General features: G+C 58.9%; 16 protein-coding genes. 9 read left to right on the top strand and 7 right to left on the bottom strand.

Annotation, left to right across the window (positions count from 1 at the left end; genetic code table 11):
- Nucleotides 1-28: 28 nt before the first annotated feature.
- Complete coding sequence (locus F8N44_RS29035) at nt 29-1,084, bottom strand: tetratricopeptide repeat protein (RefSeq protein ID WP_150652741.1); 1,056 nt, start codon at nt 1,082-1,084, stop codon at nt 29-31.
- Between the two features lie 171 nt (nt 1,085-1,255).
- Here F8N44_RS29035 and F8N44_RS29030 point away from each other — a divergent pair, with 171 nt between their 5' ends.
- Genes F8N44_RS29030 through F8N44_RS29020 form a run of 3 tightly spaced genes read left to right on the top strand, consistent with a single transcriptional unit; the run spans nt 1,256 to nt 4,550 of the window.
- Nucleotides 1,256-3,391 carry an FUSC family protein gene (locus F8N44_RS29030; protein WP_150652740.1) on the top strand — a complete coding sequence of 712 codons (2,136 nt, stop codon included), beginning with the start codon at nt 1,256-1,258 and terminating at the stop codon, nt 3,389-3,391.
- Complete coding sequence (locus tag F8N44_RS29025) at nt 3,381-3,581, top strand: DUF1656 domain-containing protein (RefSeq protein WP_150652739.1); 201 nt, start codon at nt 3,381-3,383, stop codon at nt 3,579-3,581. The genes F8N44_RS29030 and F8N44_RS29025 overlap by 11 nt, the downstream gene beginning before the upstream one ends.
- 3 nt (nt 3,582-3,584) lie before the next feature.
- Nucleotides 3,585-4,550 carry an HlyD family secretion protein gene (locus F8N44_RS29020; RefSeq protein WP_150652738.1) on the top strand — a complete coding sequence of 322 codons (966 nt, stop codon included), beginning with the start codon at nt 3,585-3,587 and terminating at the stop codon, nt 4,548-4,550.
- A 198-nt stretch (nt 4,551-4,748) separates the two neighbouring features.
- Here F8N44_RS29020 and F8N44_RS29015 read toward each other — a convergent pair whose 3' ends face one another.
- The 5 genes from F8N44_RS29015 to F8N44_RS28995 form a co-directional block, all read right to left on the bottom strand.
- Nucleotides 4,749-6,170 (bottom strand): efflux transporter outer membrane subunit, encoded by a 1,422-nt coding sequence (locus F8N44_RS29015; RefSeq protein ID WP_150652737.1) that lies wholly within the window; start codon nt 6,168-6,170, stop codon nt 4,749-4,751.
- Entirely contained in the window at nt 6,167-9,346 is a 3,180-nt protein-coding gene (locus F8N44_RS29010) for an efflux RND transporter permease subunit (protein ID WP_150652736.1), read from the bottom strand. The genes F8N44_RS29015 and F8N44_RS29010 overlap by 4 nt, the downstream gene beginning before the upstream one ends.
- A 15-nt stretch (nt 9,347-9,361) precedes the next feature.
- Complete coding sequence (gene mexE, locus F8N44_RS29005) at nt 9,362-10,615, bottom strand: multidrug efflux RND transporter periplasmic adaptor subunit MexE (RefSeq protein ID WP_127927306.1); 1,254 nt, start codon at nt 10,613-10,615, stop codon at nt 9,362-9,364.
- 272 nt (nt 10,616-10,887) lie between these two features.
- The gene (locus F8N44_RS29000; protein WP_150652735.1) at nt 10,888-12,627 is read right to left on the bottom strand and encodes a dipeptidase; all 1,740 of its coding nucleotides are present in this window, start codon (nt 12,625-12,627) and stop codon (nt 10,888-10,890) included.
- 243 nt (nt 12,628-12,870) lie between these two features.
- Nucleotides 12,871-13,386: a hypothetical protein gene (locus F8N44_RS28995; RefSeq protein WP_150652734.1), complete on the bottom strand. Its 516-nt coding sequence runs from the start codon at nt 13,384-13,386 to the stop codon at nt 12,871-12,873.
- Nucleotides 13,387-13,613: 227 nt separating this feature from the next.
- On the opposite strand from F8N44_RS28995, the gene gcvA reads away from it, so the two are divergent.
- The 3 genes from gcvA (at nt 13,614) to F8N44_RS28975 (ending at nt 16,212) form a co-directional block, all read left to right on the top strand.
- Nucleotides 13,614-14,519: a transcriptional regulator GcvA gene (gene gcvA / locus F8N44_RS28985; RefSeq protein WP_150652733.1), complete on the top strand. Its 906-nt coding sequence runs from the start codon at nt 13,614-13,616 to the stop codon at nt 14,517-14,519.
- 74 nt (nt 14,520-14,593) lie between these two features.
- The gene (locus tag F8N44_RS28980) at nt 14,594-15,421 is read left to right on the top strand and encodes a DMT family transporter (RefSeq protein WP_150652732.1); all 828 of its coding nucleotides are present in this window, start codon (nt 14,594-14,596) and stop codon (nt 15,419-15,421) included.
- Nucleotides 15,422-15,450: 29 nt separating this feature from the next.
- On the top strand, nt 15,451-16,212 hold the full coding sequence (locus F8N44_RS28975; RefSeq protein WP_150652731.1) for an SDR family oxidoreductase: 762 nt from the start codon (nt 15,451-15,453) through the stop codon (nt 16,210-16,212).
- 21 nt (nt 16,213-16,233) lie between these two features.
- Here F8N44_RS28975 and F8N44_RS28970 read toward each other — a convergent pair whose 3' ends face one another.
- Complete coding sequence (locus tag F8N44_RS28970) at nt 16,234-17,202, bottom strand: AraC family transcriptional regulator (protein WP_150652730.1); 969 nt, start codon at nt 17,200-17,202, stop codon at nt 16,234-16,236.
- Nucleotides 17,203-17,304: 102 nt separating this feature from the next.
- Here F8N44_RS28970 and F8N44_RS28965 point away from each other — a divergent pair, with 102 nt between their 5' ends.
- From F8N44_RS28965 to F8N44_RS31465, 3 genes are all read left to right on the top strand, one after another.
- Nucleotides 17,305-18,555, top strand: a complete 1,251-nt coding sequence (locus F8N44_RS28965) for an MFS transporter (protein ID WP_150652729.1) — start codon at nt 17,305-17,307, stop codon at nt 18,553-18,555.
- Nucleotides 18,556-19,238: 683 nt separating this feature from the next.
- Nucleotides 19,239-23,594: an NACHT domain-containing protein gene (locus F8N44_RS28960; protein ID WP_150652728.1), complete on the top strand. Its 4,356-nt coding sequence runs from the start codon at nt 19,239-19,241 to the stop codon at nt 23,592-23,594.
- Between the two features lie 428 nt (nt 23,595-24,022).
- Entirely contained in the window at nt 24,023-24,190 is a 168-nt protein-coding gene (locus F8N44_RS31465; RefSeq protein ID WP_191630971.1) for a hypothetical protein, read from the top strand.
- Nucleotides 24,191-24,207 lie beyond the last annotated feature (17 nt).

Raw genomic sequence — 24,207 nt, 5'->3', positions numbered from 1 at the left:
ATGTGTCGAGACAGCTGTCGAAAATGGGTCAGAGGCCTTGTTGCAGCGCTGGATCATCCGGATTGAGCTGCTCCAGCTGAGCCAACAGAATCTGCACATTCTGCAGTTGGCCGCTTTCTTTCCAGTAATTGATCAGCAAGACCCGCGCCTTGCGGTCAGCGGGGTGGCGCTGAACGATTTCCTGCAACTGCTTCTGCGCCGCTTCCAGTTCTTCGGCACTGTGCAGGGTGGTGGCGAGGTCGTAGCGGTAATCCTTGTTGTCGGGATCTAGCTCGACAGCCTTGGACAAGCCGAGCAGGGCGTATTCGCGCTGATCGTGATGCAGCAGCCAGAGACCGAGCGCGTGTTGCAGATAGGCAGAATCAGGCTGCGCTTTGAGCTGCTTGACCAGCAATTGCCGGGCGGCATCGCTTTGGCCCTGGCGGTCGAGGACATCGATCTGCATCACCAGTGCGGACAGGTTGCCGGGCTCCAGGCGCAGAGTATTGTCGAGTGCGACCTGGGCCTCTTTGAGTTCAGCGTTGTGGATATGCAGGCGAGCCAGTTGCGCGTAGTTAGTGGCGCTTTCGGGCTGTGCCTTGAGGGTCTGTTCCCAGCCATCAATCGCTTGTTGCAGCGGTGCGAAATACAGACCCAGCTCATCCGGCGTCAAGCCGAGCAGGGCGTTGATCGCGGCAAAACGCACGTTTTGATCTTCATCCTCAAGCATCGGCCCGAGCAACAGGCTGCGCTGCCCGCCCGGCACCAGTCCAACCACGCTTTTGATCGCCGCCAGCCGCACGGCGGGGGATTCGTTTTGCAGGTCGGTGTCGGCCAGCTTCAACGCCTGTGGACTCGGGTAGTTGGGCAGCTCGCCATGCAGCCACACGCGGCGCTTGACCGAGATGTCCGGACGGCCCAATTGTTGATACAACTGCCGCGCCGCGCCCGGCTCACCCGTGCGCGCGGCATTCAACGCTTCGCTGTAGCCGTGTTTGATCGCGTCGGGAATGACCGGGGAGGTGCTGCGCACGGACAACCAGGCCACGATGATGACAAGCACAAGGCCCAGGCTGATAAGCAGGTAGCGGCGAGACTGAGGCATGCAGGTTTCCGAAACAGGCGTACTTGAGCAGAGCGGCAAGCTTCGGTCAGCTCGGCCCACGAGTCAAACCCTGTGCATGCGAATCGTCCTACACACTGCGTCGACTCAGTTACCCGTCAGGCTTTCGATGCAGTGTCTACGCTTGCAGAAGTCGTTGTGATGAGTGTGCCCATGCAAGCCCTGTTCAATTATTTCAAGGCGGTGATCCATCCGGGTCAGGCCGTCCTGCTGTTTGCCCTGCGAACCATTGCGGCAGGGTTGCTGACATTGTATCTGGCGTTTCTGTTCGACCTCGATCAGCCCAAGTGGTCGATCATGGCAGTGATCATCGTCAGCCAGCCGCTGGCGGGGATGGCGCTGGCACGCAGTTTCGGTCAGGTGATCGGCACGACCCTCGGCGCGGTGGTGGCGGTGTTGATCATGGCCATCTTTCCTCAGGCACCCCTGCCATTCATCACTACCCTGGCACTGTGGCTGGCGCTGTGCACGGCGGGCGGCACGTTGCTGCGCTACACCAGTTCGCAGGCGTTTGTACTCAGCGGGTACACGGCTGTGGTGGTGGCATTGCTGGCGATTCCGGATCAGGACGGCACATTCCTGCTGGCAGTTACCCGCGTCACCGAAACCTTGCTGGCCGTGGCGTGCGTGTGTGTGGTCAGTCTGCTGACGGCCCGGCCGCAAGCCGTGGCCAAGGGTTATTTCGCCAAGGTCGATCAGGTCATCAAACTCGCCGCCAGTCACGCTGCGGCGGTGCTTCGTACCGAAGAAAGCGAGGTTGACTTCCAGCGCCGGCAAATGCAGCTGCTCGGGGAAATCAGCGCACTTGAAGGCTTGCGGCGGCACTTGTATTTCGACGCGCCGCGTTTGCGCAGCGCCAACAACCTGGTGCTGTTGCTCGGCAATCAATTGATGTTGCTCACCTCGCGTTTGACGGCGTTGCGACATCAGCGGCAGTTGCTCACCGAGCGCTGGGAAGGCGAGCTGCCACTGGAAGTCCAGCGGTTGCGCGCCGAAGAGCTGGCGGCTCTTGATCAACTGGCGGAGCAGGGACGTTCGGTATCGGCCGATGCGCGTCATCGTTTCATCACCCTGCAGAAGCAATTCGATGACTTGGCCTACGAGGCCGAACAATTGACCGAGGACATGAGTGCCACGCTGCGTTCCCTCGCATGGGCGTTGCGCTGGGAGCAGGCGCGGCTGCTGCAGCAGCTCGAACAGATCCTTGAGTTGAGCGATGCCATTCAGGAGGGGCGAGAAGCCAGTTGCCTCTATCGCGGTCAGGCGAGCCCGCTGCACCTGGATTTCACGCTGGCGTCGATGAACGCCATCCGCGCTTTCACTGCGTTGCTGGTGGCGGGGCTGATCTGGATCGAAACCGCGTGGGACGGCGCCCGTGGCGGGATGATTCTGGTGGGCATCCTCTGCTCGCTGATGGCGACGTTTCCGCGACCATTGCTGGCGGCGCAGAGCTACGCACGGGGGTTGGGATTGGCGTTGCTGGTGTCGGCGCTCTATCAGTTCATGCTGGTGCCTTCGATCAGTGACTTCGAACCGTTGGCGCTGATGATCGCGCCGTTGTTGTATGTCATCGCGGTGGGACTGGCGAGCCCTGCGACGGCCGGCATCGGCATGGGACTGGGCTTGTCGAGCTTCCTGATGATCGGTCCGCAGAATGTCGGTACCGGGCAGAACACTGCCATTCAATGGTTCGAGTTCGCCGGGGCCTATGTCAGCGCAGCGATGCTGGCGTTGATCGTTTACGCATGGATTTTCCCGTTCCGCCCGGCGCTGCGCATTCGTCGTTTGTACAACGAAGCGCGCGAACAGGTGTATGCCTTGAGCAAGTTGCCGGCCACCGATGAACAGCAATTTGCCTTTGAAAGCCGCATGGTCGACCGCCTGACCAGCATGCTTGGCCTGCTGCCGGCGCTGAACAGCCGCGCCATGCAGCAACTGTATGAAATCAGCCTGGCATGCGTAGCACTGGGCGTAGCAATGCATCAATTGCGACAACAGGCACAGAACAACGCGCTGCTGACGGACACCTTCACTCAGCGCCTGTCTTCGGCCCTGCGCAAGACCGGGCGTTTTGTGGCCGGGCGGCAGGACGTTCAACTGGCACCCTTGCTCGACACACTGCACGTATTGGGCGATGAACTGGACGAGTTGCACGTCGCCAGTCACGAGCATGTCTGGTCGCTGTTTCGTATGCGCGTGGCCTTGTTGATCGTCGTGTCATTTCTGCAGCGCCATGGTGAAACCCTCCAGCGTTCTGTCCCGGAAGGAGAAGCAGCCCTTGCCCATTGATTTCGAGATCGGCGGCGTCTATCTGCCGCCCATCGCCCAGGCGTTATTGTTGGCCATACCGATATTCATGGTGCTGGATTGGGCGTTGCGGCGCTTGGGCGTACTGCGTCTGGTCTGGCATGAAGCGCTGTTCGAAGGTGCCTTGTATGCCTGCGTCTGTGCCACGCTGATTTTGCTGATGGGAGCCTGAGCCTTGAAAGTGTTACTCACTCGCTTGATAACGTTGTCGGTGGTGTTGCTGGCGATCGTGCTTGGCTGGTTTGCCTGGGAGCATTACACCCGCGCGCCGTGGACTCGCGATGCCCGGGTGAGGGCGGATGTGGTGACGCTGTCGGCGGATGTCTCCGGGCGCATTGTCAGCCTCGCGGTGCAGGACAACCAGCATGTCGACAAGGGCCAACTGCTGATGGAGATCGACCCGGCGCGTTACCGCCTGGCAGTGGAGCACTCGCGCCGCGAGGTGGAAGTGGCCAAGGCAACGCTGGGGCAGTCGCAAGCGGCGATCGTTGCCAGCGAAGCCTTGCTCAAACAACGGCAAAGCGAAGAACGTCGGCGGCGTACGCTCAAGCAGGGTTTCGCGATTTCCGGGGAGGAATGGGAGAAATCCAGTACCGACGTGGCGGTGGCTCAGGCCGACCTGTTACGCAACCAGGCGAATCTCGGCCTGGCCGAGGCCAATGTGCAGCTGGCGATTGCCGCGTTGACCCAGGCCGAACTGGATTTGCAGCGCACCCGTGTCGAGTCACCGGTCAGTGGCTATGTCACTAACCTGCTGACTCGCGAAGGTGACTACGCAGTGAGTGGCGGCGCGTTGTTGGCGCTGGTTGACAGCGATTCGTTCTACATCAGCGGCTATTTCGAAGAAACCAAACTGCCACGGATCGAGGAGGGCGATCGGGTGCGGGTGCAATTGATGAGCGGGGAGTCCTTCGGCGGTACGGTGCAGAGCATTGCCTTCGCCATTGCCGACCGGGAAAACGCGCCAGGCAGTCGGCTACTGGCCAATATCAACCCGAGTTACACCTGGGTGAAACTGGCACAGCGGGTGCCGGTGCGGATCGACATCGATGGCGACTATGCCGGCAAAAACCGCCTGCGGGCGGGTACCACGGCCACCGTCACCGTTCTGGAAAACCCCCAATCTGAAGAACACCGTTAACCCTGTGGGAGCGAGCCTGCTCGCGAAAGCTGGACCAGCCCCGATGGTGTGTCGCCTGAAACAGCGCATTCGCGAGCAGGCTCGCTCCCACAAGATCTCATTGATCAAAAAGCATAAAAAAAACCCCGCGACCGAATGATACGCGGGGCAAAAAATTTGGTTGGTTGCGGCCAACCAAAGGAGCTCTTTAACAATCGATTACTTGCTGGCCACTGTCTCCGGTTGCCAGCCACCGCCAAGGGCTTTGTAGATCGCGACGATGCCGCGATACAGGTCGACTTCGGCCTGGGCCTGGCTGTCTTCGGCGTTCAGGCGCTCACGCTGGGCGTCGAGCAACACAAGGAAGTCGGTCGTACCTTCGCGATAGCGGATTTCAGCGAGGTCGGCCGCCTTGCGGCTCGATTCGCTCTGACGGATCAGCGAGATCAAGCGTTGCTGACGCTTGCCGTAATCACTGAAGGCGTTTTCCGACTCTTCCAGGGCCAGCAACACTTGTTGCTCGTAAGTCGCCAGTGCGCCTTCGGCTTCAGCATCGGCGCCGCGCAATCGAGCTCGCACGCTGCCAAGATCAAATGCTGCCCAAGTGATGCTCGGGCCGAGTGCCCAGGCGTTGGCCGCCGAGGAACCAATCTGCGAACCACGCCCGGCCGTCCAGCCGAGGAAGCCGCTGAGGCTGACCCGTGGGAACAGATCGGCTTTCGCCACGCCGATGCGCGCCGTGGCCGAAGCCAGTTGGCGTTCGGCGCTGAGGATGTCCGGACGGCGTTGCAACAGTTCGCCCGGGTCACCGATCGGCAAGGCTTTGGCAATCGCCGGCAAGTCTTTCGGGCTCAGATCGACGGTCAGCTTGTCCGGACGCTCACCGAGCAGGGTGGCGATGCGGTTTTTCTGCCGAACCTGTTCCGCCTGCAACTGCGGCACGCTGGCTTCGACCGAGGCCAGACGCGCATCGGCCCGCTCGACATCGAGCTGATCGCCAACGCCGGCGTCACGCAGGCTGATGGTGATTTTGCGCGACTCCTGCTGGTTGTTCAGGTTGGCCACGGCGATCTTCTCGCGCAACTGAGCGCCACGCAGTTGACCGTAAGCGTCGACCAGTTCGGCAATCATGGTGACTTGCAGTTGATACAGGTCGGCTTCGGCCGCTTGTTGGTCGGCGTCGCTGGCTTCCAGATTGCGCTGGATGCGCCCGAACAGGTCAAGCTCCCAGGCCATGTCCAGACCGAGGTCATAGCGTTCGCTGTTGACCCGGTTGGTGGTCTGGCCGGGGATTTGCCCCTTGGCCAGATCACTGCTGGCGCGGCTGGTGATGGTCGGCATCGCGTCGTTGCTGGCGTCGTCGCGGATCGCCCGGGCGGCTTTCCAGCGGGCGAACGCCACGCGCAGTTCACGGTTGCCTTGCAGCGACTGGGTCACCAACTGGTTGAGGGTTGGATCATCGAATTGCTGCCACCAGATGCCTTCGAATTTCGAACGGTCGAAGTTCTTTTGCCCGGCGGCGCCGTCGGTGACGGCCGTGATATTGGCCGCCTCCGTGGCTGGGGTCTTGTAGTCGGGGCCGACGGCGCAGGCACTGAGGGCCAGCACCAGCAGACTCGGCAGGAAGACTTTCAGACTCATTGTTGCGCCTCCAGTTTCAGAGCTTTGGCCGCTTTGCGGGCTTCGCCGCGTTCGACAAAGTTACGGATCAGTACGTAGAACACTGGCGTCAGCAACAGACCGAAGAAGGTCACCCCGAGCATCCCGGAGAACACCGCCACACCCATGGCGTGACGCATCTCGGCACCGGCACCGCTGGAGAACACCAGTGGCACCACACCCATGATGAACGCGAAGGAGGTCATCAGGATCGGCCGCAGACGCAGACGGCAGGCTTCCAGTACTGCGGCGAGCGGGTCGAGGCCTTCTTCCTGTTTGTCCTTGGCGAATTCGACGATCAGAATCGCGTTCTTACACGCCAGTCCCACCAGTACGATCAAGCCGATCTGGGTGAAGATGTTGTTGTCACCGCCCGAGATGATCACCCCGGTAATGGCCGACAGCAGAGTCATCGGTACGATCAGGATCACCGCCAATGGCAGGCTCCAGCTTTCGTATTGCGCGGCGAGCACGAGGAACGCCAGCAGTACGCAGAGCGGGAATACGAACAGCGCGGTGTTGCCGGACAGGATCTGCTGGTAGGTCAGGTCGGTCCATTCGTAGGTCATGCCGTTCGGCAGCTCATCTTTCAGCAGTTTCTCGATGGCTTTCTCGGCCTGGCCGGAGCTGTAGCCCGGGGCTGCGGCACCGTTGATTTCTGCGGTGATGAAGCCGTTGTAGTGCATCACGCGATCCGGGCCCGAGGTGTCGCTGACCTTGATGAAGGTCGCCAGCGGGATCATTTCGCCTTTGTTGTTGCGTACTTTCAGTTGGCCGATCTGATCGGATTCGAGGCGGAACTGCTGTTCGGCCTGAACGTTGACCTGATAGGTACGCCCGAAGCGGTTGAAGTCGTTGGCATATAGCGAACCCAGGTAGATCTGCAGGGTGTCGAAGATGTCGCTGACGGCCACGCCGTGGGTCTTGGCTTTTTCACGGTCGATGGCGGCATCGACTTGTGGCACGTTCACCGTGTAGCTGGTGAACAGCCCGGCCAGTTCCGGCACGCTGTGGCTCTTGTTGATGATGTTCATGGTTTCTTTGTACAGCTCGTCGTAGCCCAGGTTGCCCCGGTCTTCGATTTGCAGGCGGAAACCACCAATGGTGCCCAGACCTTGTACCGGCGGTGGCGGGAAGATCGCCATGTACGCCTCTTGAATGTTCGCGTATTGGCCGTTCAAGGCCCCGGCGATTGCACCGGCGGACATGCTCGGGTCTTTACGTTCGTCGAACGGTTTCAGGGTCACGAAGACGATGCCGGCGTTCGGGCTGTTGGTGAAGCCGTTGATCGATAGGCCCGGGAACGCTACCGCGCTTTCCACGCCTGGCTGTTTCAGTGCCAGGTCGGACATGCGCTTGATCACGTCTTCGGTGCGATCCAGGCTCGAGGCGTCCGGCAGTTGTGCGAAAGCCACCAGGTATTGCTTGTCCTGACCAGGTACGAAACCGGTCGGCGTGCTGGAGAAACCGAAGAAGGTCAGCACCATCAAACCTGCGTACAACAGCAGGGCGATGCCGCTGCTACGGATAACCCGGCGCACGGTGCCGACGTAGCCATGGCTGGCGCGGTCGAAGAAGCGGTTGAACGGACGGAACAGCCAGCCACCGAAGATCTTGTCGAGCACCTTGGAGAAGCGGTCTTTCGGTGCGTCATGGCTTTTCAGCAATACAGCGGCCAGCGCTGGCGACAGGGTCAGCGAGTTGAACGCCGAGATCACTGTCGAGATGGCGATGGTCAGTGCGAATTGCTTATAGAACTGCCCGGTGAGACCGGAAATGAAGGCCGCCGGAATGAACACCGCACACAGCACCAGCGCCGTGGCAACGATCGGGCCGGTCACTTCACGCATCGCCCGTTTGGTGGCTTCGACCGGTGTCAGTCCGAGTTCGATGTTCCGTTCGACGTTCTCCACCACCACGATGGCGTCGTCCACCACAATACCGATCGCCAGTACCAGGCCGAACAGCGACAGCGCATTGAGCGAGAAGCCGAACAGGTGCATCACCGCAAACGTACCGATCAACGATACCGGCACCGCCACCAACGGAATGATCGAGGCGCGCCAGGTTTGCAGGAACAGGATCACCACCAGTACCACGAGGATCAGTGCTTCGAAGAGGGTGTGAACCACCGCCTCGATCGAACCGCGCACGAAGATCGTCGGGTCATAGACGATGCTGTAGTCCATGCCTTGCGGGAAGTTTTTCTTCAGCTCGTCCATCTTGCCGCGAACATCGTTAGAGATGTCGATGGCATTGGAGCCTGGACGCTGGAAGATCGGGATGGCCACCGCCGGCTGGTTGTCCAGCAACGAGCGCAGCGCGTATTGGCTGGAGCCCAGCTCAACGCGAGCGATGTCTTTGAGGCGGGTGATTTCACCGTTGTCGCCTGCGCGAATGACGATGTTTTCGAATTCTTCCTCGCTGACCAGTCGGCCCTGAGTGTTGACCGACAACTGGAAGCTCTGGGCATTCGGGGCAGGCGGCGCACCGAGTTGGCCGGCCGCGACCTGACGGTTCTGCTCACGAATGGCGGTGACCACATCGGTCGCAGTCAGATTGCGCGAAGCGGTCTTGTTCGGATCGAGCCAGACCCGCAGCGAGTAATCGCCCATACCGAACAGCTGCACGTCACCGACACCATTCAGACGAGCCAGCTCATCCTTGATGTTGAGGATCGCGTAGTTGGACAGGTAGAGCATGTCGTAGCGTTTGTCCGGCGAGGTCAAGTGCACAACCATGGTCAGGTCGGGCGAGGCCTTGTCGACGGTGATACCGATGCGCGTCACTTCCTCGGGAAGCTTCGGTTCGGTACGGGTCACCCGGTTTTGCACCTGGACCTGCGCATTGTCCAGGTCAGTGCCCAGAGCGAAGGTGATGGTCAGGGTGATCTTGCCGTCGGCGGTCGACTGCGAGGACATGTACAGCATGTTCTCGACGCCGGTGATGGCCTGCTCCAGCGGAGCGGCCACGGTTTCACCGATGACTTTAGGGTTGGCGCCCGGGAAGTTGGCACGCACCACCACGGTTGGCGGCACGACTTCCGGGTATTCGCTGATCGGTAGCTGGAACAGCGAGATCGCACCGGCGATCAGGATCAGCAGCGACAGCACCGCTGCGAAGATCGGCCGTGAAATGAAGAATTGGGAAAAATTCATCGGAGTTGTCGTCCCTTAACCGCGTGGGGTCGTAGCAGCCAGCTTCACAACCGAACCGGACGCACCTTTGGCAGGGGCGACTTTGGGCAGGTTGCTGGCTTCCAGCGCTTGACGTTGTTGAGCGAGTGCCGCGATGGTCTGTTCGCTGGCCATCGGCACCACTTCAGGGGTGACCGGGGAGCCAGGACGAACCCGTTGCAGACCCTTGACGATGATCGTGTCGTCTTTGTTCAGGCCATTACGGACGATGCGCAGGCCTTCGATTTTCGGACCGAGTTCAACGGCGCGATACGCGGTTTTGTTGTCCGCATCCATCACCAGTACGAACTTTTTACCGAGGTCGGTGCCGACCGCTTCGTCATTGATCAGCATGGCGTTGTAAGTGCCGCTGCCGACCAGTTTCAGACGTGCGTACAGACCCGGGGTGTAGGTGCCGTCGCGATTGTCGAACACCGCGCGACCACGGATGGTGCCGGTTTTCGGGTTGACCTGGTTGTCGACGAAGTTCATCTGGCCGAGGTGCGGGTTGCCGTCTTCATTGGACAGGCCCATGTACACCGGGGTGGTCGCGCCACGCTGACCGTTGCGCGCGAGTTGGGTGTATTTGAGGAACACCCGCTCATCGGCGTCGAAGTAGGCGTAGACGCGGTCAGTGGAAACCACACTGGTCAATGGCGTGGTGTCGGCGGTCACCAGGTTGCCGGCGGTGATTTCGGCACGGCTGACGCGGCCACTGATCGGTGCGGTAACGCGGGTGAAACTGAGGTTCAGTTTGGCCAGATCCAGTTGCGCTTGCAGGGCACCGACGGCGGCGCGGGCTTCTTGAGCGGCGCTGGTGCGCGAGTCGGCCAGTTCGGCGGAAATGGCGTTGCTGGCGCGCAGACGTTCACCACGACCAGCCTCGTTTTCACTGCGAGTGGCGTTGGCGCGGGATTGGGCTACGAGCGCTTCGAGGCGGCGCACCTCAGCCTGGAACGGACGCGGATCAATCTGGAACAGCAGGTCGCCTTTCTTGACCAGTGCGCCTTCGGTGAAAGCCACCTCGTCAATCTGGCCGGAGACCCGTGGACGGATTTCAACCGTTTCTGGCGCTTCGAGGCGCCCGGTGAATTCGTCCCACTCGTTGACCGGTTGTTCCAGCACCTTGGCCACGCTGACTTTCGCAGCGGGCATAGTGGCGGCAGTCTCCGGAGTCTTGCCGCAGGCGCTCATCACCAGTACGGCCAACATGGCCAACGGGAAGCGCAAATGTTTGAGTGACTGTTCCATGGATGCATCCGCCAATGTATTGAAGATGGGCGGATGATGCTCGGCGGGGTGTGATGGCACGAATCGAATGAAGCAAAGGTAACTATCATTCGGAATGATATAAGACCCGAACGAGCCCTCTAGCATGCACCTTTCGTTAGGTGGCTATCAATCGGCTTGATGGCAATTCTCTGTTGCCGGTCGTGCAAAAGTCAGGGCCGAGGCTGCGCGGCGAGGATTATGCGGGGATTAAAAATGCCGAACCCGCCATGGCGGCGGGTTCGACAATGTGATCAGAGCTTCGGCAACTGACCAATGCGGCCGATCATTTCCGTGACGATCTGCAGATCCAGCTGGAATTGCTCCACGGTCTTGAACTCGCCATCGGTGTGGCCGGTGTACTTCACATTCGGCATGGCCAGACCGAACTGCACGCCATTCGGCAGTTCATGCACCGAGGTAGCGCCTGCGGAGGTGCCGAACTCGTGTTTCATCCCGAGGTTTTCCGTCGATACCGCCAGCAGAGCCTTGACCCACTCACCCTCAGGGTTGCGGTACATCGGCTCGGCAATCGAGTAATCGAAGGCAACGGCGACGTGGCTTTTCTTGCTCCACGCCGCCAGTTTCTCAGCGATTTCAGCCTTGAGCTTCTCCGGCGACTTGCCCTTCGGCACGCGCAGGTTGACCGCGAGTTTGAAGGCTTTGTCATCCATGCCGACGTAGGTCAGCGACGTTGTCAGCGGCCCCATGAAGGCATCGGAGAAACCGACACTTAGCTTGTTGCCCAGGTAATCCAGACCCCAGTTGTCGGCAGCATAACGCGCGGCATCGGTGATGTGGTTGTGCTTGAACGCGACTTTGCCATCAAGGCTATTGATAAAGACCAGCATCCGCGCGACCGGGTTGACCCCGGATTCTGGCTCGGAGGAGTGCGCGGATACGCCAGTCACCGTCAGTTTGACGTCTTTGCCGTCGACCTTGGCGCTCACCTGGAAATCGCCGCCATTGCGCTTGGCAAACTCGTCGCCGGCCTTCTGCAGACTGGCGGCCAGTTCGGCAGGCTTGTCGGTGACCAGTGTGGCGACCGACGCCGATGGAATCTGGTTGGTCGCCAGGCCACCGGTCACCGAGATGATTTCCGCACCTTTGCCTTCACCTTTGCGCTTGGCAAAGTTGGCCATGACGGTGCCGTAGCCTTTCTCGGCAATCACCACCGGATAACCACCATCCAGCGCCAGGTTGTAGTTCGGCGTCGGATTGCGTTCGAAGTAGTAAGGGATCGCGTCGCCCGTGGTTTCTTCGGTGGTGTCGACCAGCAGCTTGAAGTTGCGCACCAGCGGCAGCTTTTCTTCCTTGATGACTTTCATGGCATACAGCGTAACCACGATGCCGTTCTTGTCATCCTCGGTGCCGCGACCATACATGCGATCGCCGATCAGGGTGATCTTGAACGGGTCGAGGCGGGTGCCATCCTTGAGCACCCAGTTTTCCGGTGTCACCGGAACCACGTCGGCGTGCGCATGAATGCCGACGACTTCATCGCCACTGCCGTCGAGGGAAATCTCGTAGACGCGGTTGTCGATGTTGCGGAATTTCAGATTGAATGACTCGGCAAGACTTTTGATCTTCGCGGCGATCTTGATGAATTCCGGGTTGTCATGCTGATCGACGCCGTCCTTGCGATAGGTCGGGATCTCCACCAGTTCGCGCAGGGTCTCGGTGGCTTCAGCGCTGTATTTCGCGCGCGTGTAGATACCCAGCAGACGATAAATTTCGTTCTGCTGATCGGCCGTCAAAGTCTTGTTATCGAGATAAGCACCAATGGCCGGGCCGATGTCGGCGGTTTTCGCCAGATCGCTCTTGCCCAGATTACCGATGAACTGGCGGAAATCTGTGGCTTTGTCGGCGCTGTAGGTCTTGAGAATCTCAGCGCTCTGCTGCGGGGTGATATTGGCTTGCGCGGGCGCAGTGAACACGGCAAGACCGGCCAGCATCAAAGTGGTGGCAGCCAGTTTTTTGAAAGGGACATTCATTACGAAGGGCATTCCTTTGCAGGGCAGTGAGTCAGGCGTGTCTCAAGTTGAGACACATACACTTACAACCTAACACCGTGCCAGAGCCTTGCGGGAGTCCTGAAAGGGGATGTGTCGCACAAAAACGCAAAAGAGGCGCACAAATGAAAAAGCCCGGGGACGGTTCCCGGGCTTTTTTATCGGTGCAATCAACTGACGACCAGAGCTTCGCCAATTCCCTGCGCCAGGCTCAGCAAAGGGCGGTTATCTGAAGATCTGTTCAATCATGATCCTGGCCGGGATGAATAACGTGTTCGTGTAATAGGCCTCATACCCATAGGCAGTTATGCGAACTTTGCACGGGATTGAAGCTTGCGATGTCAGCAACGGTTTGATGGCGTCGTAGTCATTCAAGTCGCGTTGCGTTCCATCCGGATTGGTGTAGTAAAAAATCAGATCGGAGGAAAACTTGTAATTGGGCCTGGCCTGACTGCTCGCGTTCACTCGGCCTTCGGCTTTTACCGCGATTGAATGCTCAGACGAAAACTCCATATCACGATTCAGAGAGCAGATCAGGGTAGGGCTGAGCTGGTTGGAATTTTCGTAATCATTGAAAGCGTTCTGCAAATCCACAGTGGAGTTGAAGTTTGCTGTGAACAGGTTGGCGGGGCCGAGCTCAAACGACGATAACGTGAGGTCGGCGGGTGGAATACTGGCCGTTTTTACGCAGCCAGTGCAGAGAAGAACGCCAAGGTAAATGACCGTGCGGAATCTGTTCATTGGCCGAAGATACCGTTGATTGAAGCAAAAATCAGATCGTAGGCGGACTTCGTCCCTTGCACCGGCTCTATAAACAGCCATTCAGCAGAAGCATGGTGTTGATCAATGGTTTTATTGCTGATCGGATCTGCCTCGATAATCGAAGTGACGTTTAGAGTGAGTTTGGTTCTATCATGAGCTGGCCTTCATGTATGCACCTTTCTGATCACTCGCTGGATACTGCTCTTATGAGAGACCTGCCGCCCACCGCGACCCTGCGCGCCTTTGAAGCTGCCACCCGGCACTTGACCTTTACGTCGGCCGCACAGGAGCTACATGTGACTCAAAGCGCGGTCAGTCACCAGCTCAAGCATCTTGAGGCCCTTTGGGGAGTGCAGTTGTTTGAACGTGGCAAGGCGTTACGTCTCACAGCAGCGGGGGCTGCGCTGGCGCCCATCGTGCGGGAGTTTTTCATCAGTCTGGAGGCGACGTTGGGTGATTTGCGCGAGCAAAAAGACAGGGTTCGACTCAGCGTCAGCACCACCTATTCCTTCGCGCTCAAATGGTTGCTGCCACGCTTGCCGCGTCTCGCTCGTCAGCACCCCGAGCTGCTGGTCTCGCTGGACACCACGGATAAGATAATCCACTTCTCTCACGGCCAGGCTGATGTTGCGATCAGGCTCGGCAGGGGCGATTACCCTGGTCTGCATTCTGAGTTCCTGTTTGGGGAGCAGGTATTTCCTGTGGCCAGCCCCGAATTGCTGCGACGCGTCGGGACTCCGCAAAGCCCCGCAGAACTGTTGCATTTCCCGCTGCTGACGCGCGATGGTGCCGAACTGGTACCAAAATGGGAGGTATGGTTTCAAGCCGTCGGGCTGGCCTATTTGCCGCTCAAGGAGAGCGTCAGATTTGGCGATACCAACATGACGGTCGAGGCCGCCTTGCTCGGCCAGGGCGTTGCATTGGTGCGCAGCGGGCATGTCGAGAACGAAATCAGCGATGGCCGTCTGGTGCGGCTGTTCGATGTGCCATTCCCGTCACCGCTGGCGTATTACTTCGTCTGCCCCAAGGGCATCGAATCACAACCGCACATCGCCAGCTTTCGCCAATGGTTGGTCAGCGAGGCACTGAAAGTCCAACGACCGGATGAGTGAGTCATGAGCATTCGTTCATGCTGGGATGAGGAGGCTTCGCTTTAGTCCCGGTGCCGCATTGCCTAAAGTGGCGCATGCCTGTTCATATCATCTTCCTCGTGCTTTTCGCCGCGCTCCTGCATGCCAGCTGGAATGCGCTGCTGCGTAGCGGCGCCGATCGGTTGTGGTCGATGACAGTGATGTGCATTGCCATCGCGATCACCAGTATCGTCGCCGCAGTGTTCATGGATCCACCCGCGATTGAGAGCTGGGGCTACGCGATGCTTTCGGGGTTGCTGCATGTCGGCTACAACCTGTTTCTGGTGCGCAGTTACCGGGTCGGCGACCTGGGGCAGACCTATCCGATTTCACGTGGATCGTCGCCGGTGCTGATCACCTTGGGGGCCGCCGTGTTTGCCGGAGAACGCATCACGCCTGACGTGTTACTCGGTATTGCGCTGGTGTCAGGCGGGATTATGTCGCTGGCTTTCAGAGGGCGCAGTCTGTCTGTTCCCAGCCTGCCTTATGCGCTGGGAACGGGCGGTTTTATCGCGGCCTACAGCGTAGTCGACGGTATCGGCGCCAGGCTCTCCGGCGCGCCGCTTGCCTACACGGTTTGGATGTGCGCCCTGTGGGGAGTGTTGATGCCGGTGGTCTACATCGGCCTACGCGATACCCGCAGCTTGTTCTGCGTCCGGCCCGGAACAGTGACCGCATTGGTCGGCGGGCTGGTCTCTTTGCTCGCCTATGGAATGGTCATCTACGCCATGAACGAAGCGCCCCTGGGCGCGGTATCGGCATTGCGCGAAACCAGCGTGCTGTTTGCGGCGTTGATCGGCTATGTGTTTCTCGGCGAGACGCTCACCGCTCGGCGGATACTGGCGTGCGTAGTGATCGCCAGCGGCACTTTCATCATCGGCTGATACAGCCAACGGCTCAGGAGCAATGTTTCATGCGCAACGTCTCGCAGGCACCGCTGATTCTGATTACGGGTGGAAGTCGTGGAGTAGGGGCAGCAACGGCCCGGCTGGCCGCCGCAAGAGGTTATGACGTGGCGATCAGCTACGTTGCCAACGAGCCCGCAGCGCTGGCCGTGGCTGCGGATGTGGAAGCATTGGGGCGCAGGGCATTGGCGATGCGGGCCGACAGTGCGGATCCCCAACAGGTGGCCGATTTGTTCGCGGCCATCGACCGCACGTTCGGACGCATCGACGTACTGGTCAATAACGCCGGGATGCTGGCGCCTCAGTCACGCCTGGAAAAGCTCGGTTTCGAGCGGATGCAGCGCATCTTTGCGGTCAATGCCATTGGACCAATTCTGTGTGCCCAACAGGCGGTGAAGCGCATGTCTTACCGTCACAACGGCCCGGGCGGCGTGGTGATCAATGTCTCATCGGCGTCGGCGCGCCTTGGCAGCCCCAATGAATATGTCGACTATGCGGCGTCAAAGGGAGCCCTGGAGACGTTCACCATTGGCTTTGCGAAGGAGGTCGCACGGGAAGGCATACGCGTCAACTGTATTCGCCCCGGACATATCTATACCGAAATGCACGCCAGTGGCGGTGAGCCGGGGCGGGTCGATCGTGTCAAGGACTCCATCCCCATGGGGCGGGGCGGACAACCTGAGGAAGTGGCACGCGCGATTCTATGGCTGGCGAGCGCGGAGGCATCATTCGTTACCGGTACATTCCTCGATGTAACGGGGGGTAAATGAGTCGGTGGCAGGGATCATCGACTAGCTGCGTTCGGCTTGCCTCACCTTGCGACTCAACCCAGGCGTCTTGCCCGTAATGCGCTTGAATGCACGACTGAAGGCGGCCTGGGAGGTATAGCCCAAACGCTGCGCCACCTCTTCAATCGGCAGCCTTTCAAGGGTCAGCCACTGGCTTGCAAGCCGCATGCGCAGTTCGGTGACATAGCGCAGCGGGGCCATGCCAATCGTCGTCTGGAAGCGGTCCGCGAAGACCGAGCGTGAGGTATTGCAGTGCTCTGCCAACTGCGCAACAGTCCAGTCGCGGCCCGGTTGTTGATGGAGCGCAAGAAGTGCACCGGCCAAGCGGGGATCGCGCAGTGCGGCGACCAGGCCGGAAGCATTCCCGCAAGCGCACTCCACCCAGCCGCGAACGACCATGGCCGCCACCACGTCGGCCAAACGCGCGAGGATACCGGCGTAGCCGACGCGTGCGGCGCTTACCTCGCGCTCCATGGTGGTCAGAATCGGCACCAGCCCGGGGTAACGCTGGCCGCCGGCATCGATCAGCATCAGGCCCGGCATCAACCGACCAAGGCCATGAATACTGCCCAGCTCAAACTCCATACAACCACTGAACAGAATAGTGTTCGGAGTGGCGCTGGCATCGGTTCCGGTATCCACCGCGCTGACGGTCTCACCCAAGGGCGCGCCGTCTAGACGATCGATGTCCTGGACAGGCGCGCCCTGATGGGAAAACAGTTGATGGGCCGCGCCATGGGAGATGAACACGGCGTTGCCGGCAGACAGCGCGTAGGTGCTGCCGTCCTCCATTCGCAGTACCGCATTGCCGACGGCCATGAAGTGGAACCAGGCGTGCCCAGGTTTTTCCGCAAAGCCCAAACCGAAGGTTGGACCCGTCTGGATGCGCCGGTATTCAACACCACGCAGGCGCATGCCGCGCAACAGTTCGTTGATGAGGTCCGAGGAAAGAACAAACTGATCTGCAGGCATTGTTCAGGTGTTTCGATCAAGAAGTAGAGACTTTGGATCATAGATCATCCGGTTTTCGGCGCCTAGACTTCGGTTCGCAATGAAGATTGGGAGATCCGTGCAATGACTGACTGTGTATGTAATACCGTGTCCGACCGCCATTGCGGCGTTGGCGCGGACGTAGAACCTGCGGCACCCGCGTGGATGGCCGTCTTCTCGTTGGCAATGGGCGTGTTCGGATTACTGACCGCTGAGTACCTTCCGGCCAGTTTGTTGACGCTGATGGCTGCCGAACTGGGAGTGTCCGAAGCGCTGGCTGGCCAGGCGGTAACGGTGACCGCCGTAGTGGCGCTGTTCGCTGGCTTGTTAGTACCAGGCCTGACCCGGGGCATCGACCGACGTTGGGTGTTGCTGGGTTTTTCCATGTTGATGGTCGCCTCCAATCTGTTGGTCGCCGTTTCCTCCAGCTTCGCGGTGCTGTTATTGATGCGCATCTTGCTGGGCATTGCCCTTGGCGGGTTCTGGAGCATGGCGGCGGCGGTAGCGATGCGCTTGGTGCCGAGTGCCTTGTTGCCCCGGGCGCTGTCGATCATTTTCAGCGGCATTGCCATCGGCACGGTAGTGGCAGTGCCACTGGGCAGTTATCTGGGCGGTCTGTATGGCTGGCGCAGCGCGTTCTTTGCAGCGGCGGCGGTAGGCGTGGTGACCCTGGCTTTCCAGGCGTTCACTCTGCCGAGTCTTGCGCCGCGCCGGCCGGCACGTTTGCGCACCGTACTCGAGGTGCTGCTGCGCCCGGGTATCGCCATGGGGATGTTCGGTTGTGTGCTGGTGCACAGCGGGCACTTCGCGATGTTTACCTATGTTCGGCCATTTCTTGAAGGGACTACCGGCATCGGCGCGCAAGGGCTGTCCCTGATGCTGCTGGGGTTCGGTGTGGCGAACTTCGTCGGCACGCTGTTGGCCGGCAGGCTGCTGGAGCGCTACCCGCTGGCCACTCTGGTGCTGATGCCCGCGCTGGTCGGCGTTGCAGCACTGGCGTTGGTGCTGTTGCCGGCCTCGGTGCCGGGGCAGGCAGTACTGCTGGCGGTCTGGGGCATGGCCTTTGGTGGTGTGCCGGTGGCGTGGTCGAACTGGGTCGCCAGCGCGGTACCTGATCAGGCGGAAAGCGCCGGAGGCATGGTCGTGGCCTCTGTGCAGTCAGCCATCGCCACCGGCGCCGCCGCTGGCGGTGCAATGTTCAGCCTCGGAGGCAGCGCAGGCGTATTCGTAGCGGCAGCCGTGCTGATGCTGCTGGCGGCGTTGCTGATTGCCCTGCGTGTCCGTGTCCCTTCTGGTCATGACGTTCGCCAGTCCAAACCCGCGTTGCACCTTTGAGCCGGTTTGCCAAGACGCCTCGATTCCATCCGTAATCAGGCATTAACCCATGAACAATAAGACGTCTCACCAAGGACGCTTCCAATCGGCGGATGGTTGCTTGGCCGACTGAGGGTCCGGCTGGAGGGGGGCGGACCATCATGGTGCTCACCTATCCCATCCCGATAATGGTGACGCTGGTTTAACCGCCCCAAGGCCATCACTAAAAGGCAAAGTGATCAGCTAAACAGCCTCGCCCGACGCCCCCCTAGAGACTATCCGGATCGCCGAAAAACATTTTGACTAGGCTCTAGCATGATGGTTTCAGGCTAAAAATATTTGGTCTTGCCCCCAGTGTTGCCCCCAATCGCCGCCGGTAGGTTCCTGGTGTAGATGTCTCTTGTAGGTAGCTCTTGTTGGTGCCCAGATCGGTAGCTAGGGTGCGGTTCTGCGGTTCATGATGCATTCCTGAAGCAGGGGCTTTTAGCTCACTGGATCATCGGTTCGTGTGACCAGACCACCAGGATTGCAGAGTCGATTTACGCGTTTATTGGGAGGATAGTGATCAAATATCCGAACAATTCACGTCCCGCCATGATCCGCAACCTGGGCGACATCTTAGAAGGGCTCGCTATTTCAGGTAGCATGGTGGAAGCCTCTGCGGGCCCGGCCGGGCCTGCCCATGAACTGTTTAGGACTTACATATGAACAGGCATTCGGACGCCTTCATTCAGCTCGATCGTACATTCTCCAAAATCCTGCTCGCTTCTGATGCTACCGATGACACTGACCTAGGCGGCCTCCATGGTGGGCAAGGGGAACTCTCCTGGCTTGACCTCCTGGGTCACAATCGAGTGGTTCTGTTGTCCGAGGCGGGTTCAGGAAAAACTGCTGAAATCCGTAATGTCGCTTTAGAGCTTCGCAGCCAGGGCAAATCCGCATTCTTTCTTCGCATCGAGAACGTAACCGCGGACGTTGAAGACGCCTTTGAGGTGGGCACGCATGAAGAGTTCGAGGCCTGGATCGATTCAGGCTCTGAGGGCTGGCTGCTCATGGATTCTGTCGACGAGGCTCGGCTGAATGATCCAAAAGATTTTGAACGGGCAGTTAAAAAGCTTGCCCGCCTGACCCGCAACATTGCATCCCATATGCACGTACTCATCACCGGACGAAGTACAGCATGGCGCGCAAGGACAGATCTTGCGCTTTGCGAGACGGCCTTTGCATTTGAACCTGCAGCTCGGCAAACATTTGTCACAACGGATGACGGCTCTGGAAATGTTGTTCAGACGGTACCAAGCCAATCACAACCGGATACGGCGTTCCTCCTGGTGACGTTGGATGACATCCATGGTGAGCAGGTTGATCGCTTCCTAACGGCCACTGGCGTTCAAGACATCAAAGCATTTCGTGCAGCAGTGGATCGCAAAGAAGCATGGTCGCTCACCACACGCCCTCTGGACTTCCTGGAACTCGTCGACTTCTGGCTTGAGCACAACCGAATAGGCTCCCGCTTGGAACTGATGCAGAGCAGCATTAACCGCCGCTTCGAAGAACGAGACCAAGATAGGGCGGAACAAAAGCCCATCGCCCCGGATAGACTCAGGGAGGGTGTTCGCCTGATCGCAGCGGCCACCACACTGGGGCAAACTTCTGCAATTCGCGTCCCGGATGGAGACGCCAATAAATCTGGAATTCCGATTCGCGACGTCCTTAAGGATTGGAACGACACAGAATCAGCAGCATTGCTGAGCCGGCCAATTTTTGAGCCTGGTATCTACGGGACAGTGCGTTTTCACCATCGAACTGTCCGCGAATATCTAACAGCCGAATGGCTCCACACGCTCATTCTTGGTGCGGCGTCACGAGTTAAGATCGAGAACCTATTCTTCCGGACGCAATACGGGCTGGAGGTGATCAATCCATCCATGCGCCCAGTGCTGCCGTGGTTGGCGCTGTTAGATGAGCGCATATGTGCTCGGCTAGAGGAAGTTGCTCCAGAGGTGTTTTTTGAGGGAGGCGATCCAGGACAACTCCCTCTGAGCACTCGTCGTAGAGTGCTGCGCAAAGCGTGCGAGCACTTGGCGCAGCCGGCTCACAGCTGGACGATGACTGACTATTCGGCCGTACAGCGATTCGCGCACCACGATCTCACTGAAGACATCAAAGAACTTCTGGCGCAATACGGTACCTACGATGACATCGCCTGGTTCCTTCTAAGAATGGTCTGGCAGGGCGAGGTGATTGGCGCGCTCGAAGAGACGAAGCGATTTGCCCTCAATTCCCCGCACAAACACACCCGCATAGCTGCAATCCGAGCAGTGATCGATCTTGGGACGCCGCAAGATCTCGCAGACATCCGCATAGGCCTGTTGACGGGTGACTCGAAGGTGAACCGGGACTGGTTAGCTGAGCTTGTGGATGGACTTCCGCTCGACAACCAGTGGCTTCCCTGGCTGGTGGAGGCGCTAGAGCGATCCGCGGACAAGGAACGTTTTAGCGGTAGGGACGACTTGGCGACCAAGCTTTCATCATTGGCAGCAGAATCGCCGCTGGAAAGTCTTCCCAACTTCATTCGCGGAATCAGTGCGCTGCTGAACAAACCACCCACTGAGACCCAGGGTTTCAGCACTATTTCTCAGCGATACAGCTGGCTTGTCGAGATTGCCGGCGTAGGCGTGCTTCGTTTGCTCCAGGCACGCGATCCGTCAGCGCTCGACGAGTCAGTTCTCGCGATCCTGAGTATCCTTGCCCAGATGCATAGCCACGAAGAGCGGGCCGCTCGTGAGCTTGGCGAAGCACTCAGGGAAATCGTGACTACGTGGCCTCAACTCGACTACCAGCTTTTCTGGTACGACGTTGCCTTGGCTCGGAAAGGACAAGTACATCGCGAGCCTGTAGTTAATGTTTGGCAATTACTCGGTTTCCAGCCATTTTGGTCGCTGAATAGGGAAAACTTCGACGTCGCCTGTGATCAGATCGTTAGCCTGACTGAAAATGACGACCGCCTGATGGCGCTCAGCATGGCATTCAATATCTACTCGCAACATGGAACCCCACCCTCGTGGAAGGTCAAGCTCCAACAGGTGACCGAGACCCACGTCGACCTCCGCGAGAAGCTTGAGCTGCTGCTGCATCCACCTGAACGGCCCGTGGAGGAGTGGGAAACCCAACAGGCTCGGTGGAAGCAAGAAGCGGCCAAACGCAAAGCTGAAGAAGAGGGAAATCGACAGGCGTGGAGAGAAGGGCTCGCGGCCAATGTGGGGTTGATTAACAGCTCTAATCCAGGCGTCATGAACCGTAATCAGGCGTATCTGATGGAACGGATGCGTGAAAACTCCTCGTCATTGAACACTCGAAGTACCGGGCATTGGCAATCACTCATCGCGGAATTCGGCACGTCGGTGGCACAGGCATTCCGAGACGGTGCCGTCAGATTTTGGCGGGAATATCGTCCGAAGTTGCTCTCCGAAGGGGCTGCGCCGAATTCAACGCCATATCAGGTGATATTTGGACTGATTGGTCTGGCTATCGAGGCTGAAGAACAGCTATCTACGTTCTCACAGATGTCCACTGAGGACGCAAAACTCGCTATCCGTTACGCCCTGCGCGAGCTGAATGGCTTTCCAGACTGGCTTGGGGAGCTGGCTAGGATTCACCCACTGCAGATCCAAGAAATTGTGTTGCGCGAGATCGAATATGAGTTAGACGCAGAGTATTCGGACTCTTACAACAACGAGGCGATTCGCAAAGTGCGCTCATCTGGTGACTGGATGTGGGAGGTCTTAGCTGTCCCACTCCTAGCCCGGCTAGGACACCCCATCAAAACCCTCGAGGCGCTGCAGCGAGTGTTGGGCATCGTACAGAACTCGTCAGTTGATGATGAAACCTTGGCGGATCTTGCTTCCAAGCGAGCAGTGGAAGAAGTCGACCTGGAAATGGCGCCGAGCTGGTACGCCGTGTGGATCGGCACGAATCCTGGGATTGCTATCCTAGCGCTGGCTGCCCGAATCGACTCGCTGCCATCAGACGCAGAAAAGGCGAAGTTCGCGATGCTTTGCTTGACGGCCATCGTGGGGAGCCACACTAACAGCCGCTGCCGCCAGAACTACAAAACGGTAGAGCATGCCAAGACTCTGTACCTGCTGACCCATACTCATGTACGGATCGAGGATGACATTGACCGGACGGGGGGAGGTGTCTACTCACCAGGCCTGAGAGACGACGCCCAAGACGCTCGTGATGGACTTCTGGCATTCATTCGCGAGACGCCGGGGAAGGAAGCATTTCTTGCCTTGGAGGAAATCGCCCACGCACATCCCGCGGAACGGCTGCGGCCATGGAGCGCTTATTACGCGCAGCAGAAAGCTACGGCTGATTCGCAGACGCCACCCTGGGAACCCGCAAAGGTCATCGAATTCCATAACTCATTGGAAAGCACGCCGTCCACCCATCGAGAACTCTGGAACTTGGCCATCGATCGGCTGCTGGATTTGAAGCATGATCTCGAAGATGGCGACTCGAGCTACGCGGAGCTTTTGTTACTGACCAATCAGGAAACCTCCGTCCGGAAGTTCATTGGTAACTGGTTGAGAGATCGCGCGGCCGGGCGGTACGTCATTCCGCAGGAAGAGCAGCTGGCTGACGACAAGCGCCCTGATTACCGATTCGAGAACAGCCAGGTGTACGCGCCAGTACCCGTGGAGCTGAAGCTGTCGCAAAACTGGAGTGGGCCTGCACACTTCGAACGGCTCGAGAATCAGCTCTGCAGAGACTATCTGCGCGATGTCAGCTCAAGCTGCGGCATCTTTTTGATTGTCGATCATGGCGGCCAGGCTACCTGGGAGACCCCGAACGAGGGGCCGGTAAGGTTTGAAGGCCTCGTCACGGCACTGCAGGAGCACTGGCTGACCATTGCCTGGAGGTTTCCCAGCGTTGAGGACATCCAGGTCATCGGAATTGATCTTACTAAGCGAGGGGGGCGGGCAGCGTTGAAAGCCATAGAGGCCAACCGAGCTCAAGTGGAGGCGACCCGAGGGGGCAGTGGGATGAAGCCTTGAGTTAAGCGGGGCTCTGGTCACTGAGAAATAAGTGCCACGACCAAGACGCAATGTTTTATAGGTCTGATTGAGTGACGATGGCAAGACTCCAATCGTCACCACCTCACTGAGCATGATGAGATCGCTCGGGCGCAACCCTTTTTGAGCCCACCTTGTTTCAGGGTAACCGTCCGGCCATCCCGCGTTACGGTGCCTTCCGATAACTCGTTCCCACACGTTCATTCAGTCGTGATTGAGATATCGGGAGCAACGGGACAGGCTACTGGCTGATTTTGAATGACCCACATGTTGCCTCCGAAATCACCCGTAAGGTCATCATTTTTTGAATGCTAGGGTGGGTCAATGAATTCCGGTAGCCTGGTTCACAATCCCATCAGCGCCGACAGACAGTGATCATTGGCGCTGCCCAGTAACCAGGAGTGGACGGCATGTTGGTGAAGCTTGACCTGAATACAAATGACCTCGAAACCCTGCTCAGGCAAGCGCGAGGATTTCACCCCGAAATGGATGATGCGCGAGAGAAGCAGCGTCTCACAGAGGCTCTCGACCAGCTGGCCGACGCTTTGGAAATGGCAATGGGTCAGTCACAGCTATAAAAAGCCATCTACACGGC

It is taken from the genome of Pseudomonas fluorescens, assembly GCF_902497745.1.
GTDB classification, from domain to species: Bacteria; Pseudomonadota; Gammaproteobacteria; order Pseudomonadales; family Pseudomonadaceae; genus Aquipseudomonas; species Aquipseudomonas fluorescens_BM.
Note: the sequence above shows the minus strand (reverse complement) of the source record. Positions and strands in the feature narration are given on the sequence as shown.

Excerpts from the sequence above, each read along its gene's own strand:
- F8N44_RS29035 (WP_150652741.1), bottom strand. The coding sequence starts at position 1,084 with ATGCCTCAGTCTCGCCGCTACCTGCTTATCAGCCTGGGCCTTGTGCTT.
- F8N44_RS29030 (WP_150652740.1), top strand. The coding sequence starts at position 1,256 with ATGCAAGCCCTGTTCAATTATTTCAAGGCGGTGATCCATCCGGGTCAG.
- F8N44_RS29015 (WP_150652737.1), bottom strand. The coding sequence starts at position 6,170 with ATGAGTCTGAAAGTCTTCCTGCCGAGTCTGCTGGTGCTGGCCCTCAGT.
- F8N44_RS29010 (WP_150652736.1), bottom strand. The coding sequence starts at position 9,346 with ATGAATTTTTCCCAATTCTTCATTTCACGGCCGATCTTCGCAGCGGTG.
- mexE (WP_127927306.1), bottom strand. The coding sequence starts at position 10,615 with ATGGAACAGTCACTCAAACATTTGCGCTTCCCGTTGGCCATGTTGGCC.
- F8N44_RS29000 (WP_150652735.1), bottom strand. The coding sequence starts at position 12,627 with ATGAATGTCCCTTTCAAAAAACTGGCTGCCACCACTTTGATGCTGGCC.
- F8N44_RS28995 (WP_150652734.1), bottom strand. The coding sequence starts at position 13,386 with ATGAACAGATTCCGCACGGTCATTTACCTTGGCGTTCTTCTCTGCACT.
- gcvA (WP_150652733.1), top strand. The coding sequence starts at position 13,614 with ATGAGAGACCTGCCGCCCACCGCGACCCTGCGCGCCTTTGAAGCTGCC.
- F8N44_RS28980 (WP_150652732.1), top strand. The coding sequence starts at position 14,594 with ATGCCTGTTCATATCATCTTCCTCGTGCTTTTCGCCGCGCTCCTGCAT.
- F8N44_RS28975 (WP_150652731.1), top strand. The coding sequence starts at position 15,451 with ATGCGCAACGTCTCGCAGGCACCGCTGATTCTGATTACGGGTGGAAGT.
- F8N44_RS28970 (WP_150652730.1), bottom strand. The coding sequence starts at position 17,202 with ATGCCTGCAGATCAGTTTGTTCTTTCCTCGGACCTCATCAACGAACTG.
- F8N44_RS28965 (WP_150652729.1), top strand. The coding sequence starts at position 17,305 with ATGACTGACTGTGTATGTAATACCGTGTCCGACCGCCATTGCGGCGTT.
- F8N44_RS28960 (WP_150652728.1), top strand. The coding sequence starts at position 19,239 with ATGAACAGGCATTCGGACGCCTTCATTCAGCTCGATCGTACATTCTCC.
- F8N44_RS31465 (WP_191630971.1), top strand. The coding sequence starts at position 24,023 with ATGTTGGTGAAGCTTGACCTGAATACAAATGACCTCGAAACCCTGCTC.